The 16,137-nt window shown below is 58.8% G+C and carries 14 protein-coding genes; all 14 read left to right on the top strand.

Annotation, left to right across the window (positions count from 1 at the left end; all coding sequences use genetic code 11):
* Positions 1 to 13: 13 nt before the first annotated feature.
* The 14 genes from PYTT_RS06945 (at position 14) to PYTT_RS07010 (ending at position 16,020) form a co-directional block, all read left to right on the top strand.
* Positions 14 to 1,534, top strand: coding sequence for a hypothetical protein (locus PYTT_RS06945; RefSeq protein WP_071133355.1), 1,521 nt, complete (start codon positions 14 to 16; stop codon positions 1,532 to 1,534).
* Between the two features lie 15 nt (positions 1,535 to 1,549).
* On the top strand, positions 1,550 to 1,798 hold the full coding sequence (locus tag PYTT_RS06950; RefSeq protein WP_067771681.1) for a hypothetical protein: 249 nt from the start codon (positions 1,550 to 1,552) through the stop codon (positions 1,796 to 1,798).
* 3 nt (positions 1,799 to 1,801) lie between these two features.
* Positions 1,802 to 2,821, top strand: coding sequence for a chorismate-binding protein (locus tag PYTT_RS06955; RefSeq protein ID WP_067771677.1), 1,020 nt, complete (start codon positions 1,802 to 1,804; stop codon positions 2,819 to 2,821).
* A 166-nt stretch (positions 2,822 to 2,987) separates the two neighbouring features.
* Positions 2,988 to 4,394 (top strand): sugar transferase, encoded by a 1,407-nt coding sequence (locus tag PYTT_RS06960; protein WP_067771674.1) that lies wholly within the window; start codon positions 2,988 to 2,990, stop codon positions 4,392 to 4,394.
* A 15-nt stretch (positions 4,395 to 4,409) separates the two neighbouring features.
* Positions 4,410 to 4,871 (top strand): tRNA (cytidine(34)-2'-O)-methyltransferase, encoded by a 462-nt coding sequence (locus PYTT_RS06965; RefSeq protein ID WP_067771671.1) that lies wholly within the window; start codon positions 4,410 to 4,412, stop codon positions 4,869 to 4,871.
* A 5-nt stretch (positions 4,872 to 4,876) separates the two neighbouring features.
* Positions 4,877 to 5,434, top strand: a complete 558-nt coding sequence (locus PYTT_RS06970) for a ribonuclease H-like domain-containing protein (protein WP_067771668.1) — start codon at positions 4,877 to 4,879, stop codon at positions 5,432 to 5,434.
* Between the two features lie 240 nt (positions 5,435 to 5,674).
* Positions 5,675 to 6,271: an RNA recognition motif domain-containing protein gene (locus PYTT_RS13030; RefSeq protein WP_083076302.1), complete on the top strand. Its 597-nt coding sequence runs from the start codon at positions 5,675 to 5,677 to the stop codon at positions 6,269 to 6,271.
* 163 nt (positions 6,272 to 6,434) lie between these two features.
* Entirely contained in the window at positions 6,435 to 7,286 is an 852-nt protein-coding gene (locus tag PYTT_RS06980) for an FKBP-type peptidyl-prolyl cis-trans isomerase N-terminal domain-containing protein (RefSeq protein ID WP_067771665.1), read from the top strand.
* 172 nt (positions 7,287 to 7,458) lie between these two features.
* On the top strand, positions 7,459 to 8,637 hold the full coding sequence (gene galK, locus PYTT_RS06985) for a galactokinase (protein ID WP_067771662.1): 1,179 nt from the start codon (positions 7,459 to 7,461) through the stop codon (positions 8,635 to 8,637).
* A gap of 279 nt (positions 8,638 to 8,916) precedes the next feature.
* The gene (locus PYTT_RS06990; RefSeq protein WP_083076321.1) at positions 8,917 to 10,977 is read left to right on the top strand and encodes a sodium:solute symporter family transporter; all 2,061 of its coding nucleotides are present in this window, start codon (positions 8,917 to 8,919) and stop codon (positions 10,975 to 10,977) included.
* A gap of 151 nt (positions 10,978 to 11,128) precedes the next feature.
* Positions 11,129 to 13,348 (top strand): NPCBM/NEW2 domain-containing protein, encoded by a 2,220-nt coding sequence (locus PYTT_RS06995; protein WP_172801784.1) that lies wholly within the window; start codon positions 11,129 to 11,131, stop codon positions 13,346 to 13,348.
* Between the two features lie 84 nt (positions 13,349 to 13,432).
* Entirely contained in the window at positions 13,433 to 14,287 is an 855-nt protein-coding gene (locus PYTT_RS07000; RefSeq protein ID WP_067771653.1) for a TerC family protein, read from the top strand.
* A 9-nt stretch (positions 14,288 to 14,296) separates the two neighbouring features.
* Positions 14,297 to 15,367 carry an Mrp/NBP35 family ATP-binding protein gene (locus PYTT_RS07005; protein WP_067771650.1) on the top strand — a complete coding sequence of 357 codons (1,071 nt, stop codon included), beginning with the start codon at positions 14,297 to 14,299 and terminating at the stop codon, positions 15,365 to 15,367.
* Positions 15,368 to 15,507: 140 nt separating this feature from the next.
* On the top strand, positions 15,508 to 16,020 hold the full coding sequence (locus tag PYTT_RS07010) for a glucosaminidase domain-containing protein (RefSeq protein WP_067771647.1): 513 nt from the start codon (positions 15,508 to 15,510) through the stop codon (positions 16,018 to 16,020).
* Positions 16,021 to 16,137 lie beyond the last annotated feature (117 nt).

Raw genomic sequence — 16,137 nt, forward strand, 5'->3', positions numbered from 1 at the left:
ACCCAAGACGGGCGTGAACTGGAAACGCAGGCTGACGATCATCGCGGCCGCGCTGGTGCTGGTTTGCCTGCTGGCCGTCGGGGGCGGCTACCTGTGGCTGACTTCCTATCTTTCCGGCTCTTCCTTCCGCTCTTCTCTGGAAGACCGCTTCATGCGCGAATTGCGCGCCGACCACGTGGCGCTGGGCAATCTCGACTGGGCAGGCGGCAAGATCGGCATGCCGAAGGCGCAGGTGGAAATGCGCGGCGCGCTGAATATGGCCGATGCGCGTGATATCGAGGTGAGCCTCAACCGCTCCGCCCTGTGGGACCGTCTGTGCCATATCCCGATGCTGAACATCAGGTCGCTGGATGTGCGGCTCGATCTCTCCCGCCGCGATGTCGAGCTGCCTGCCTACGAGGCTGTCGAGAAAGGTTTCTTCGATTCCTTCGCCCCGAATAAGACGCGGGTTGACCGGGTTATCATCCGCCAGCTGGATGTGGACGCGGTGGACGGCCCCAGCTCCTATTCCCTGCAGAATGCCAGGGTGACTGTCAAGCCGGGCCTCAAGCTGGATTCCTTTTCGGCTTCCATTCAGGGCGGCACGTTGAAGCTTCCTCTGGAATGGGTGCGCGAGTCCGAGCTGGAATCCATGACCGCTTCCTACACGAACGGCAATCTGGAGCTGCGCGACGGTATTTTCCGGACGAATCCCGGCAATATCGTGCTGGAGCGTGCTTCGTGGGATCGCACCGACAATCTTTGGAGCCTGTTGCTGCGCGTAAACAATGCCAATGTGGAGCGTCTGCTCAATCCGGACTGGAAGAAGAAGCTGACTGGCTCCCTCCTCGGGAATGTGCGGATGGACGGCGATGCTTCGGGCATCCGCCACGTTTCGGGCAAGGTGAATCTGGTTGGCGGCCGGTTGACGGCTCTGCCCGTGCTTGAACGCCTTTCGACGCTCTGGGACGAGCGTTACCGGAGCCTTTCGCTGGACGAGGCCGGGGCGACTTTTTCCTTCCCGTACAACGATCCAGAGAAGAATATCCGCAATGCGTGGATGATTCGGAATATCAACGTCGTCAGCAAGGGGATGATTCATGTGAAGGGCTATGCCATCATCGGGCAGGACAGGCGCTTGAGCGGCACGCTCCAGATCGGCATTCCGGCCCGTTACGTCGAGATGGTGCCGATGCTCAAGGAGGCCGTGTTCAATGTGCGTCACGAGCCTGACGGGGGTATGCTCTGGGCCAATATGAACCTTTCGGGTACGATAGACGCTCCGGAAGACGATCTCGTGGTGAGGGCTTTTTCCGCTCTCGGTTCGGCGACTCTCGGCGCCGCGACGAATGCTGCTGCCGGAGTGGCGAATACGGCTGCCGGTACTCTGAAGAATCTCGTCTCGCCCTCGGGCGGCGATAAGGAAGCCGGTGAAGAGGAGGAAGACGGCAAGAAGGATGAAGACCAGCCCGGCGGCTTGCTCAATAAGGCTGTGGACGGCGCCGGAAAGGCTCTTGATACCGCAAGCGATGCGCTGAAAAAGCTTCCTCTTTGAACGAAAGTCCCAGTTATGAAAAGAATCATTCATCCGTCGAATTTCATCGAATGCACGGGCATTGTGATCGACCGTTTCGCCGAAACGGCGTTTCATGCCAGCTTGCCCAACGGCAAGGAGTGCGTGGCTTTCGTGGAGAAAAAACAGGCCCCTCTGCGCGATCTGCTGAAACCCGGCGACCGGGTGCGCCTGACCTTGTGCCCGGCCGATATGGATCGCGCCCGCGTGGACGCCCTGCTGGAGGATGAACCTCGGACGAAGTAGGCGATGAAGGCGGAAGAGATCATCCAATGCCCGGCAGGCGCGATGTTCCGCCACCCGGAGAAGGGGCTTGTGATCGGTGTGGGGCCGTTCGAGGAGTGCGCCGACTGGCCGGAAGGCAGGACGGCCTTTTATGTGAACGATTTTTTCCTCTCGGCGGCAAAGCCCTGGAAGATTCCTTCGGAGGTTGTCGTCCTGTCCGAGTCTTGTCTCCGGAAGGAGCCGTTGCCCGTGCAATGGGAGGCTCCGTCCCCTGCGGCATTCGTGCAGGTCTTTGAAGAAATTGCCCGCGAGTTGAAATCCGGACGACTGGTGAAGACGGTGCCTGCCGTGGCGGAAAAGGGAGTGATCGGCGAAGGGCATTCTCCAAAGGAAATCGTGCTTGCTGCGGCTTCTGCGCCGGATTACCTGTATCCCTATGCCTTTTGGGAGGGCGATCGCGGTATCTGCGGCGCGACTCCCGAGATTCTGTTCCGCCAGAGGGGCAGGCGGCTGGAGACGATGGCTCTGGCGGGAACCGCCCGGCCGGAGGATATCGAGGTGTTCCGCGACGATGCCAAGGAAATTCACGAGCATGAGATCGTCGTTCGGGCGCTCCTCTCCCGTCTCTCGCCGCACGGCAATCTGGTGCGTGCGCCTAGGGGGATCATGGAGCTGGGTTCTCTGGTGCATTTTCTGACTCCCTTGGCTCTGGATGCCGATGAAGACCTGTCGCCCGGTTTCTGGCTGAATCTGTTGCACCCCACTCCCGCACTGGGGTGCCAGCCCTGCACGCCGGAGACTCTCGGCCTGCTGAAGCAGTGGCGGGAGAGGCTGCGCTGCCCGGCGTCTTTCGGGGCCCCGTTCGGCCTCGGCATGGATGGGGAGGTAATCATGCTGGTCGCCATCCGCGGCGTGGAGTGGAGGGGGAACCGCCTGTCGCTGACGGCTGGCGGGGGGATTGTGGAAGCGTCGTCCGTGACGCACGAATGGCGCGAATTCGGCCTGAAACGCGCTGCCATCAGGCGGGTGCTGGGGCTTGCCTGACCGCAGCTGCGCCGCTCGGCGGCTCCGGAAAACAGGAGTTTGTCCGGTTATTTTTCTATGGTCCTCATGTTGAGTTCCGTATTCTGTTATACGCGTGTGCAGGCAAGTCTTGACATTTGTTGCAACAATGCTAATCTTTTCGCAGGTTTCTCTCTCTATATTTTTCATGACAAAAGACAGCTCGTTTTACATCCGCTTTTTCAAGGTGCTCGATATGGGGCTTGTGGCTCTTTCCATTTGGGTTTCATGCCATCTTGTCGTGCTGCTTGCGCCATTGTTCCATTGGGAAGGGGTGTTTTATCCGGATGCGTTCGACTGGGCTCCGTGGAAGGTGTGGACGGTGGTGGTGGCTGTGCCTTTGATCCTGGAGCGGTACGGATTTTACCGGAAACGCAATTTGCAGCGGCCGGCCCGCGCCGTCCAGCAATTGTGCAAGTTCATGGTTTGTGTGGGCGTGCTGCTGTCTCTGTACCTGCTGTGGCTGCAGTCCATCGACCTCAATGTGAAGCGCCTGTTGTGGGTCGGTTGTGCGCTGGTGCCGATCGTTTTGTTCGTGCGGTACTATCTCTGCTACCGGTATATGACCCGCGAGCATGCCGATGCGGAGCAGTTGACGAGCGTTGTACTGATGGGCAAGCATTCCAAGCAGATGGCGATGTGGGAATCGTTGCCGGACGACTGGAGAAAGTCGTTCAACGTGGTGGGTGTTTACGATCCCGACATGATGACGCTCGACGAGTTCGAGCAGCTGATCGTCGTGCACAGCGTGGAGCAGGTGGTCGTGTTCGGCAAGCTGGCCGAGGCGATGCTCACGAGGGAGGCCTGTGAACTGTGCGATCTGCAGGGGATCGATGTTTGCCTGTGCGTCGATAATCTCTCCGCCACGGAAAAGATGCCCCGTTATGAAACCGTGGGGAACAAGGGTTTCCTCATTTTCCGCAATGCGCCCGTGTTGTCGTGGCAGATGTTCTTCAAGAACGTGCTGGACAAGGTGGGGGCGCTCTGCCTGCTGCTGGTGAGCAGCCCCTTGTGGCTGATTGCGATCATCGGCATCAAGGTGTCCGATCCGAAGGGCCCCGTCTTCTACAAGCAGAAACGCTCCGGCTTGTATGGCAAGCCGTTCAATATGTGGAAATTCCGGTCGATGTACGTGGATGCGGAACAGCGGCTGGAGGAAGTAAAGCGCGAATATGGCAACGATATGTCGGGCCCCATCTTCAAGCTGAAGAACGATCCCCGCATTTTCCGCTTCGGCAGCTTCATCCGTAAAACATCCATCGATGAACTTCCCCAGCTGTTCAATGTGTTGACGGGCGATATGAGCCTCGTCGGCCCCCGCCCGCTGCCCGTGTACGAAACGGCGGCCCTGCCGAACATCAAGGACCGCCGCCGCATGAGCGTGAAGCCCGGCCTGACCTGCTACTGGCAGATCGAAGGGCGTTCGTCCACGACGGATTTCGACCAGCTGATCGCCAAGGATCTGAAATATGTCGATACATGGAGTTTCTGGCTCGACATCCGGCTGCTCTTGCGTACGATACCTGCAGTCCTTTTCCGCAGGGGCGCCGAATAGAACAGAAAAGCAAGCGTGTACCACATCGTCCTCTTTCAGCCAGAAATCCCCCACAACGCAGGAGCAGCCGGAAGGCTCGCCGTCGCGACAAACTCGGCTCTGCATCTCATCAAGCCGCTGGGTTTCAGCCTGGACGAGAAGCATATCCGCCGCACGGGGCTGGATTACTGGCAGTATGTGGATCTTCACCTGTGGGATTCGCTGGATGAGCTTTGTGCCGCGGCCGATCCGGACGCCCGTTTCTGGTACCTCTCCACCAAGGCCAGCGTGGCGCACTGGGATGCGCCGATCAGGGATGGAGATTACTTCGTGTTCGGCCCCGAGTCCCGCGGCCTGCCCGAGAGCTGGATATACGGACATCCTGAGACCGCCCTGCGCATCCCCATGAGCGGGGAGCATGCCCGCAGCCTGAATCTTTCCACCGCCGTGGCCGTCGTCCTTTACGAAGGGATGCGCCGCTTGTCCCTACCTCGATAAACGCCATGCAAGATATCGTCTATTTCGACTTGGAAACGCGCCGTTCGGCTGCCCAGGTGGGCGGCTGGCACCAGACGGCCAAGATGGGTATTTCCGTCTCCGTCACCTATTCGACGAAACTCGACGAATACAGGATTTATACCGAAGAGGAAACCGGTGCGCTGATCGACCAGCTCCGCGGGGCGGATCTCGTCGTCGGGTACAACCACGTCGGCTTCGACTACGGCGTCGTGCAGCCCCATACCTTGTGGAATATCGGCGAGATGACGCGCAACCTCGACCTTTGCACCGATTTGTCGGAAAAAATCGGCCATCGCCTCAAGCTCGATTCCGTCGCGACGGCCAGCCTCGGCCTGACGAAGACGGCGGAAGGTACGGATGCCCTCAAATGGTGGGCCGAGTACGAGCAGACGAAGGAAGTGTCGAAGCTGATCGATATTGCCTACTATTGCTGCTACGATGTGAAGGTGACGATGGCCGTGCACCGTTTCGGGGTTGAGAACGGTTATGTCCTCTACGACGACAGGAACGGAAATATCGTCAAAATCGCCGTCGATTGGTAAGATGCGGGGTGTCGATTTTTTTCCGGCCGGATGACTCGAAGCGTGCTTGCCATCCTGACGCGATGGGGTAGCATGAGCAAGCTTCCGCGGGAATAAGCGTATGTTAGGTATTGTCATGCGTCTCTCCCTTTCCGCGCCGTGCCGCGTATGCAGCGGTATCTGAAGCCCCAAATGCCGGGTATCCTTGCATGAGCATCCCGGCCAGTGCAACCGACCAAAACACCATATTCCAACGATAACATGTCGCAACACCAAACACATGGAAGACAAGGGCAGGGTTCCCGCCGTCGCTCCTACAACAAGAGCAACTACCGCCGTGGCGAAGGAAGCCACCGCATGCCTCGCCCGGAACAGCCTCCCGTCAAACTGACTTTCTGGCAGAAGCTGCTGAAGGCGATCGGCCTCTACAAGCCGGCCCCGCCCGTGAAGCGCAGCGCTCCCCGCACCAATACGCGGGTCGCCGGCGAATCAAGGCCCCCGCAGAAGGAACGCCGCGCCTCCTTCTCCAAGGCTCCGACTTCCAGCCCCCGCCTGTACATCGGCAATCTCTCCTACGAAGCTTCGGAAGTCGATATCGAAGAACTGTTCAAGGGTATCGGCGATGTCAAGAGCGTGGAAATCATCTACAACCCCCGCACGCACAAGTCCAAGGGCTACGGCTTTGTGGAAATGTACCAGATGGGCGATGCTGCCCGCTGCGTGGAAGTTCTTCATGGCCAGCCCTTCATGGGCCGCGAGCTCATGGTGAGCGCCGCCAACGAAAGGCAGGAACGCCAGGACGACAGGCAGCCCGCCGATCGCCAGGAGCCGGCCGGGTTCGATCCGGACGACGTTTGATTCCGTTCCTCTCGTTTTTTACCGGGCCGCAGCACAAGCTGCGGCCTTTTTTGCGTCGTTGTGCGGCCTGTGCCGGATATTGCGTATTTTCTTCTTTTATTTGAACGTGGGACGTGATTCAATGTCTCACCTACAACCTTCAAGAATTCATTCCTGATATCACATGAAAACAATTCGCAAGATGATGTGCGCGACTGCCTTGGCAGCCGTCTCCCTCAATGGCATGGCCCAGGATGCTCCCGCAGCCCCTGCCGCAGCTCCGGCTCCCGATAAGGAACAGAAAGCGGAAGCCCCCAAGCTGGACGATGAAACTGTCAAGCAGCGCGTGGGCTATTTCCTCGGCCACCGCATGGGGCAGCAGCTTGCGGAAATCCCGACGTTCAATCTGGACGATGTGGACGCGAACTCCCTTCTTCAGGGCATCAAGGATGGCCTGAACAACAAGGTGGACGACAAGATGAAGGAAGTCGAGCCCGCTCTCGACATTTTCCGCCAGCGCATGGACGAACGCTATGAAGCCAAGGCCGAGGCCAATCTCGAAGCCGGCAAGAAGTTCATGGAGGAAAATGCCAAGAAGCCCGGTGTGAAGACCCTTCCTTCCGGTGTTCAGTACATCGTGGTGAAGCCCGGCGGCGACGTCAAATACAATGTTGAGAAAGATGGGGACGATCCTACCTTCAAGCTCATGTACGAAGGCCGCCTGATCGACGGCACCGTGTTCGACAAGTCGGAAAAGCCCGTCGAATTCAAGCTGCAATTGATCCCCGGCTTTACCGATGCGCTCAAGGCGATGCCTGTCGGTGCGAAGTGGAAGGTGTTCATCCCCTCCGAACTGGCCTACAAGGAAGCCGGTCCCGGTATCATCGGGCCGAATTCTACGCTGATCTTCGACATCGAATTGCTGGAAATCATTCCCGGCAACTCCCCCGCCACGCCTCCGGCCGGCGGCGGTCAGCTCACGCCTGAAATGCTGCAGCAGCTTCTCGAAGCCCAGCAGCAGGGTGCAGCGAAGTAAGCTTCTCAGCCTTCCCGTTTTGTCAGTCCGCAGGGTTCGCCCTGCGGATTTTTTTTGTTGGTTTTTCCGGGTGTTGATTTCCCGCCGATCATGCGGAAGCCTCAACATTTTATTCAAGGTGCGTACTTTGGGATTGAGTCGCCGGGTTCATTTGTGTTATAGGTACTCCGCTATGGATTTAGAGCAACGCGAAATCAACGTGGGGACAATCAGTCCCTATTTTGAACAATACTTTGGTCATAAGCCGACAGTGGTGGCCGCCTCTCCCGGACGCGTGAACCTCATCGGGGAGCATACGGATTACAATAACGGGTTTGTCCTTCCGATGGCTCTTGAAAACAATTGCGTCGTTGCCGTCGCCCCGTCTCCTACGGGCAAGCACCGCTGGTGCGGCTCTCTGGGCGATACCATTTATGAAATCCCCGTGGAAGAAGCTTCCGAAAAGGGTGAACCCTTCTGGTCCAACTATGTGCGCGGCGTGGTCGCTCTGCTCGGACGCCGCGGCATCGAAGTAGGCCCCGTCGATATGCTGATCGACAGCAATGTGCCGCGCGGCGGCGGCCTTTCCTCCAGCGCCGCCTTGGAAGTGGCCGTCTGTACGGCTCTCGCCGCCCAGTTCGACGCCGATATTTCCTCGAAGGACAAGGCTTTGATCGGCCAGGCCGTCGAACACGAATTCGTCAACGTGCCCTGCGGGATCATGGATCAGTTCGTCTCCGCCCATGGCAAGAAGGGCCATGCCCTGATGCTCGACTGCGCCGATCTGGAATACAAGCTCATTCCGATGGACGATCCTGAAGTTTCCGTGCTCGTGCTCGACAGCGCGGTGAAGCACTCTCTCGCGGACGGAGCCTACGGGCAGCGCCGCAAGCAGTGCGAAGAAGCCGCCCGTATTCTCAACGTGCCTTCCCTGCGCGAAGCCGACCTGCAGATGGTGGAAGCAGCCAAGGCCGAACTCGGCGATGTGCGCTACCGCCGCGCCCGCCACGTGGTAGGTGAAAACAACCGCGTGCAGGCTTTTGCCGGAGCGATCGCCACGCGCAACTGGGATGCCGCCGGCGTCGCCATGCGCGGAAGCCATGCCTCCCTGCGCGACGATTATGAAGTTTCCTGCCCCGAGGTGGACACGCTCGTCTCCCTGTGCGACAGTATTCCCTCCGCCTCTTCCATCTACGGCGCACGCATGACGGGCGGCGGCTTCGGCGGCTGCATCGTGGCTCTCGTGAAGACGAAGGATGTGGACAAGGTCGGCCAGGAACTGCTGGATGCCTACCGTGCCGCCACCGGAATCGAGACGATTTATCTCGTGACCCGCGCAGGCGACGGTGCCCGGGTTCTCTCCAGAAAATAAAACTTTTTTACTTATACCTGTGATCATATGAACAAGATCAAACTCGCATTGGGCCTCCTCTCCCTCGTCGGGATGGGCGCATGGGCTCAGGAAGCTGCACCCGCTCCGGTCGATCCGGCTCCGGTGCAGGCAGTAGCGGCCGAAACTGCGCCTGCGGCACCTGCCGCCGCTCCGGCTGCCGCACAGCCCGCACCTGCTGCGGCCGTTGTGGAACAGGCGGCAACCGCTGAAGCCAAGGCTGCTCCGGTTCCTGCCGTCGAAGCCAACAAGCAACCCATGATTTCCGTGTGGGAAGCCATCGTGTTCTGCGTCGTCGTCATCGGCGTCATTTTCCTCGGCATCTGGAAAAGCCGTGATGAAAAAGACAGCGAAGACACGGACAAGGGCGCGTCCGACTACTTCCTTGCAGGCCGTGGCCTGTCCTGGTGGCTCGTCGGCTTCTCCCTGATCGCCGCCAATATCTCGACGGAGCAGTTCGTCGGCATGTCGGGCAAGGCCGCCGACTGGCTCGGCATGGCCATCGCCTCCTATGAATGGCTTGCGGCCATCACGCTCGTCGTCGTTGCCTTCTTCTTCCTGCCCAAGCTTTTGCGCGGCGGTGTGTACACCATTCCGGAATTCCTCGAATACCGCTACAATACGGGAGCCCGCGCCATCATGGCTCTGGCGACTCTCGTCATTCTCGTCGGCGTGCCGACGGCAGGTGTGATCTACTCCGGCGCGAAGGTGATTTCCGTCTTCTTCTTCAGCAGCGACATGGGTTCGTTTGAGCTCGGCCTTGCTGGCATCGCGTTCCCGTGGCCGATCCTGATCGGCTGTATCATCATCGCCCTCTGCGGCACCATCTATGTGTTCGTGGGCGGCCTGAAGGCCTGTGCCTGGACCGACCTCATCTGGGGCGCGGGCCTCATCGTGGGCGGCGGTGTGGTGGCCTACCTCGCCATGCAGGCTCTCGGTTCCGCCGATCCGGCTCACTTGATCCATTCCGCTTCCGCCAATTCCGGTGCGACCGTCGATTCCCTCAAGGATGCCGATGCGTGGAGCCGCCTGATGCAGCTCAATGCGGGCGATGTGGTCGATGGGGTGAACAGCGCCGGCGGCAAGCTTCACATGGCCCGTCCCGAAAACGATCCGGATATTCCCTGGACGGCTCTTTGCATCGGCCTCTGGATCCCGAACTTCTTCTACTGGGGCCTGAACCAGTACATCATGCAGCGCACGCTGGCTTCCAAATCCCTTGCCGAAGGCCAGCTCGGCATCGTGTTCGCCGCTTTCCTGAAGCTGATCATTCCGTTCGTGGTGGTGATTCCCGGCATTCTCGCCTACAATCTGTACCGTGACGATCTCCGTGCGGAAGCCGTGGTGAAGAACGCCGTCGAAATGAAGAAGCTCGAGAATAGCGAGAAAAGGGCCGTGACCGTGATTCATGTGACGGACAGCTATCTCATGGAGAATTCCACGGAGGGTTGTGCTTTCGTGAAGAAGAACGCCGAGTTGATGAAGGCGTCTCCCGATGTCGTCAAGGAACTGGATACGGCCATTTCCGCCCTGCAGGCCGACGTGGCCGACGAGTCGACGACCATGGCACAGCGTTCCCAGCTCATCAAGCCGATCGTCAAGATCAATGAAGAGTTCGTGAAGAAAGCCAAGAAGGACGACAAAACCTACGCCGTGACGGATAAGCTGGTCGGCTTCGACTACGATGCTTCCTTCCCGACGCTGCTCAAGAAGCTTCTGCCCGGTACGGGCTGGACGTGGTTCGTGCTGGCCGCCCTGTTCGGTGCGGTGGTGTCCTCGCTGGCTTCGATGCTGAACTCGGCATCGACCATCCTCACGATGGATATTTACAACAAGCTCCGCAAGGATGCCTCGTCCCGTTCTCTGGTGCGTTTCGGCAAGTTCGGCGTGCTCATCTGCGCCCTGATCGCCTTCATGATCGCTCCGTTCCTCGGCAGTCCGTCGTTCAACGGCATCTTCAACTACATTCAGGAGTTCCAGGGCTACCTGAGCCCCGGTGCGCTGTGCGTGTTCCTCTTCGGCTTCTTTGTGCCGAAGTGCCCGCGCTGCTTCGGCTGGATGGGTATCGTGATCAATGCCGTGCTGTACGGTTCCCTGGCTCTGGCCTATCCCGATATGGCGTTCCTGAACCGCATGGCGGTCTGCTTCGGCGTGATCGTGGTGGTCGGCCTCATCTTCACCATCGTGAATGCAGCCCGTGGCGGCGAAGCCATCGTGCTGCCTGCCAAGAACGAAGTCAGCCTCGAATCGTCTTCGAAGGCCAAGGTCTTCGGCGTATTCGTGATTATCTGTACGCTTCTTCTTTACTGGAAGTTCTGGTAAAGAACCGGATTTATCCGATCTTTGGAAAACCCCGTGGAGCAAGTCTCTGCGGGGTTTTTGCATGAAAGGGCGCAGAGGCATGATCGGAAAGGTGAAAGAATGGAGGGCATGCACGCGTATTCATGGAATGCTTCGTACATGGTTTTTGAGTATGTGCGCCTGTGCCGGTACGGCAGCCGGCGCTGCGCTGCCGCCCGTTGTTTCGGATCAGGATCTCGTGATGACCCGCCAGACGTGGGGGGAGGCTCGCCGTGATGTTTCCGTCGAAGGCAAGCCGCTGACCATCGGCGGCAAGGTGTACGCCTCCGGTATCGGCACGCATGCCATCAGTATGATCCCGGTGGATGTGCCTGCGGCAGCCGCCGTGCTGGAAGGCGCCTGCGGCATCGACGACGAGGCGAAAGGCGGTTCTGTTCAGTTCCGTGTGATGGACGGTTCGTCCGTGTTGTGGCAGTCCGCCGTGATGAAGAAGGGCATGCCTGCCGAGGCGTTCAAGGTGGCTTTGCCTGCAGGAGCCCGCAAGCTGTACCTGATGGCTCACTGGGTAGAGAACAGCGATAACGACCACGCCGACTGGGTCGATCTTGCATGGAAGGAAGGTCAGCGTGCAGCCGGCGATGCCCCGGTGCGCATTTCTGCGGCCGATTTCGGCATCAAACCCGGCGAAGGGAAGGGCGCGGGCAAGGCTTTGCGCGCGGCCATCTCCGCCGCTCGCAAGGCGGGCGGTTCAAGGCCGGTGGTGATCGAGCTGCCGAAGGGCGAATACCATTTCGACCGTGAGGAGGCGCTGGAGATGAGTTTCCATGTGTCGAACCACGACCAGCCGGAGATTCACCCCGTCGGCGTGCCGATGGTGGATCTGCAGAATGTGACGTTGAAGGGGAACGGTTCCGTGTTCGTGTTTCATGGCCGGATGATGCCTTTTCTGGTGATGGACAGCAGCGGCGTGAAGGTGGAAGGCATCGGAATCGACTATGCGCGGCCCTTCTATTCGGAAGGCCGCATCGTGAAGAACGAGGGCGGCAGTACGGAGCTTTCTCTGGACAGGAAGCTGTTTCCATACGAAGTGAAGAACGGGAGGTTTGAAGCCATTTACGACGACGGCAGCAGGTCGGGCATTCAGACGGCCATGGCATTCCAGAAGGATACGCTGCATATCGCCCCCGATACGAGCGATATTTCATGGAATGGCCGCTGCGAACAGCTGGAGAACGGCAATGTGCGGATGGAGTGGGATACGCAGGCCCGCGGGTTGAAGCCGGGCGATACGCTGGTGCTCCGCAACTGGGGACGCCCTCACCCCGCGATGGTGATTTACCGTGCGAGCGATACCGTGCTGAACGATGTGCCCTTCCACTGCTCGCAGGGGATGGCTCTGCTGGCGCAGCGGTGCGAGAATGTGACCATCCACGGTGGCGGTTGCGTGATTCGCCCCGGTTCGGAGCGGGTGTACACGGCCAGTGCGGATGCGACGCATTTTTCCAATACGAAAGGCTTGATCAAGGTGGAGGGAGCCCTGTACGAAGGGATGATGGACGATGCGATCAATGTGCATTCGACTTGTTTGTCGATTAAGGAAATCGTTTCCCCTAATACGATCAAATGCCGCTATATGCATTATCAGGCCGTCGGGTTCGAGGTGTTCCTGCCGGGTGAAAATCTCTGTTTCATCTCGGGGCGCACGTTGGAGAACGGCAGCACGGCGAAGGTGAAATCCGTTCGCAAGCTCAATACGAACGAATTGCTGGTTACGCTGGAAGGAGATCTGCCTGCCGGAGTGAAGGCCGGAGATGCCGTGGAGAATGCGGATTATTATCCTTCCGTGGTTTTCAATGGCAATACCATCCGCAACAATCGCGCCCGGGGTTCCCTGTTCACCACGCCGAAGAAGGTGGTCGTGGAGAATAATCTGTTCGACCATTCTTCCGGTTCCGCCATTCTTTTGGCCGGGGATGCGCAAGGCTGGTACGAGAGCGGCCGCTGCATGGATGTGGTGATCCGGAATAACAGGTTCCTGCATAATCTGACGTCGCGCTACCAGTTCACGGAAGGCATTATTGCCATTTATCCAGAAGTGAAGGATTTGGCGAATCAGAAGGAATACTACCACCACAATGTGCTGATCGAGGGCAATGAGTTCGTGACGCAGAACGTGCCGCTGGTATTCGCCATTTCGACGAAGGATCTCGTTTTCCGGGACAATAAGGTGACGTACGACGATAAGTACCGCAGCTGGAACACGAAGCCTTTCATCCTCCGCCGCTGCGCGGATGTGCTGATCGAAGGCAATAAGGTGAACCGCCCCGCATGGACGATCGACAGCTGCAAGCTGGAGATGACTCCGGCTTCGGCGGTCACGGTCAAGCCGTAAAACAAATGCAGCTCCTCCGCCTGCAAAAGATGACGGCAGAGGAGCTTGCCAGTATTCCCGTGTCCTGTTATTCTCGCGCCAGCAATGATTGCGGATATATTGACGACGTTCGAAAACCTGCCAGACGGGTTTTATACGGCAGCGGGCCTCCTGATTCTCGGCCTGATTTTGATTGAAGGACTTTTGTCCGTGGATAATGCGCTGGGGATTGCCGCCATGGCGGCGCACCTGCCCAAGCACCAGCAGAAGCCGGCGCTTCGCTGGGGGATCATCGGCGCCTATCTGTTCCGCGGTATCGCTCTGGCGACTGCGGCATGGCTCATGCACAATATGTGGGTGAAGTGGTTCGGGGCTGCGTATCTGATCTATCTGGCCTGCGAGCACCTGATGCTGCATCCGAAGGAGGAATCGCACGATGAGAGCGGGCAGGTGGCGAAGCTCGCGGGCAAGAGCTTCATTGCCACGATTTGCAGTATTGAGCTGATGGATCTTTCCCTTTCAATCGATAACGTGGTGGCGGCGGTCGCCATGGTGAACGGCGAGAAGCGCATTCCTGCGGAATTGCATATCTGGGTTGTCTGCCTTGGCGTGTTCATCGGCATTATCGCGCTTCGCGTCGTGGCGGGCTGGTGCATCGGCATTTTGGAGAAGCATCCGATCCTGAAGTATACGGCTTTCCTGCTGGTCGGCTTCGTCGGCATGGCGTTGATTACGGAGATGTCTCTGGCGCAGTTCGGCATCGAATGGCATCTCGGCATTCCGCTCAAGTTCGCCTGTATCATGGCTATCGTCGTGTCGAGCCTGTGGTATGAGCAGTCTCCCGCACTATACCGCGCCCTGCATCCGGTCGTTCACGTTTTCCGGGCCGTTTGTTCCGGCGTGACAATTGCGGTCGAATCCGTTATCATGCCTTGGAGATTTTTCAAAAAAACCAAATAAGGACGATTTATGAGCGAGCAGCCCCCATTGACACCGGAACTGATCCGCGCCGCGTTGACGACTGTCAAATATCCCGGCTTCAGCAGGGATATCGTGGCCTTCGGACTGGTCAAGAATATTGCCGTGACTCCCGATAATGAAGTGACGGTCGATCTCGTGATCGAGAGCAAGAATGCGGATATTCCGCGCTACATCTACGAAGGCGTGCAGGGTGTGATGAAGCACTTGCCCGGTGTGAAGCATGCGGATATCCGCATCGAGCACAAGGCTCCGGAAGTGAAGCAGGCGACCAATGACGACCCGGCGAGCTGGAAGGCGGCCGTGCCCGGCGTGAAGCATGTGATCGCCGTGGCCTCCGGCAAGGGCGGCGTGGGCAAGTCCACGGTGTCTGCCAATCTCGCCGTCGCGCTGTCGAAGCTCGGTTACAGGGTCGGCCTGCTTGACCTCGATATCTACGGCCCCTCCATGGCCCTGATGTTCGGCACCAAGGAGCGTCCCGGCGCAAACGATAATGATGAGTTCCTTCCGATCGAGGCTCATGGCATCAAGCTTCTTTCCCTTGGCCTGATGATCGAAGAGGATTCCCCCGTGGCCGTGCGAGGCCCGCTGGCGACCCGCTATGTGCAGCAGTTCCTCCGCAATGTGGAGTGGGGCGGCCTCGATTTCCTGATTCTCGATCTTCCTCCGGGTACGGGCGATATTCAGCTCACTATCGTGCAGACGGTGGAGCTGGCCGGCGCCGTGATCGTGACGACTCCGCAGGAAGTGGCGCTGATCGATGCCCGCAAGGCGATCGGCCTGTTCAAGAAGGTGGAAACGCCCATTCTCGGCGTGGTCGAGAATATGAGCTATTTCCTGTGTCCGTCCGATGGCAAGAAGTATTTCATCTTCGGCGAAGGCGGCGGCAGGAAGGAAGCGGATAAGCTGGGAGTGCCGCTGCTGGGGCAGATTCCCCTTGATGTGGATACGCGCACCTGCGGTGATGAAGGCCATCCGGTCGCGCTGGAAGATCCTGCCGCGAATCCCGTGTCCGCCGCTTTCCGCGAAGTGGCCGAAGCCTGCGCGAAGACGGTGCAATAAACGAAGTACCGGATTTTTTTGACAGGGCGCATCTTCGGATGCGCCCTTTTTTCGAGGGTTCGGCGACGTGCCGGAGGCGGGTGGAGCCGGGGGAGGAGCTTTCGGCTTGAGTAGCCGTTTTTTTGTGGTATGGTATTCGGATGAATTTTATTGCCGCTTTTTGCGTGACATTGCTGTGCCTGCCGCTGTTCGCCGATACGATCAGCGACCTGCGCCCAGCCATCCGGAAATCGGCTGTGGAACACGGTATCGACCCCGTGCTGATGGAGGCGATCATTCGCTTCGAGTCGGGCAACGGAAAGTCGAAGGCCGCGCGCCAGAAGAACAATTTCGGCGGCCTGATGAGGAAGCGCGGCGGGTTGCAGAAGTTCGAGACGCCCGAGCAGGGCGTGGAGGCCGTGGCCGTGCTGCTGGAAAAATACCGTGCTTCCGGGTTGACCTCGGTCGAGTCGATCGGCCGCCGTTATTGCCGGAGAAGTACGGGTCGCTGGGTGCGGAATATCAATTCCTACCGGAAAGCCATCGTGGAGGGGAAATATGGAGCCGTGGAGGAGGGCGGTGCGGCGGAGGCGGCCGGAAAGCGTTCGGGATCATGGTTTTCCCAGAATGCTCCGGACGATGAAAAGAAGTCGTCGGTAAGCGTCAGGCCGTGAGCGGCGAAGATGCTCCGGGACCAGGCAGGGGAGAATGACGGAAGAGTTGCAGTTTCATGGCAGATAGATTGAACGCAATGTGTTTTTTTTGACTCTAACCAATAGCAAGCAAGTTTT

The organism is Neoakkermansia glycaniphila, from assembly GCF_900097105.1.
Classification (GTDB): Bacteria; Verrucomicrobiota; Verrucomicrobiia; order Verrucomicrobiales; family Akkermansiaceae; genus Akkermansia; species Akkermansia glycaniphila.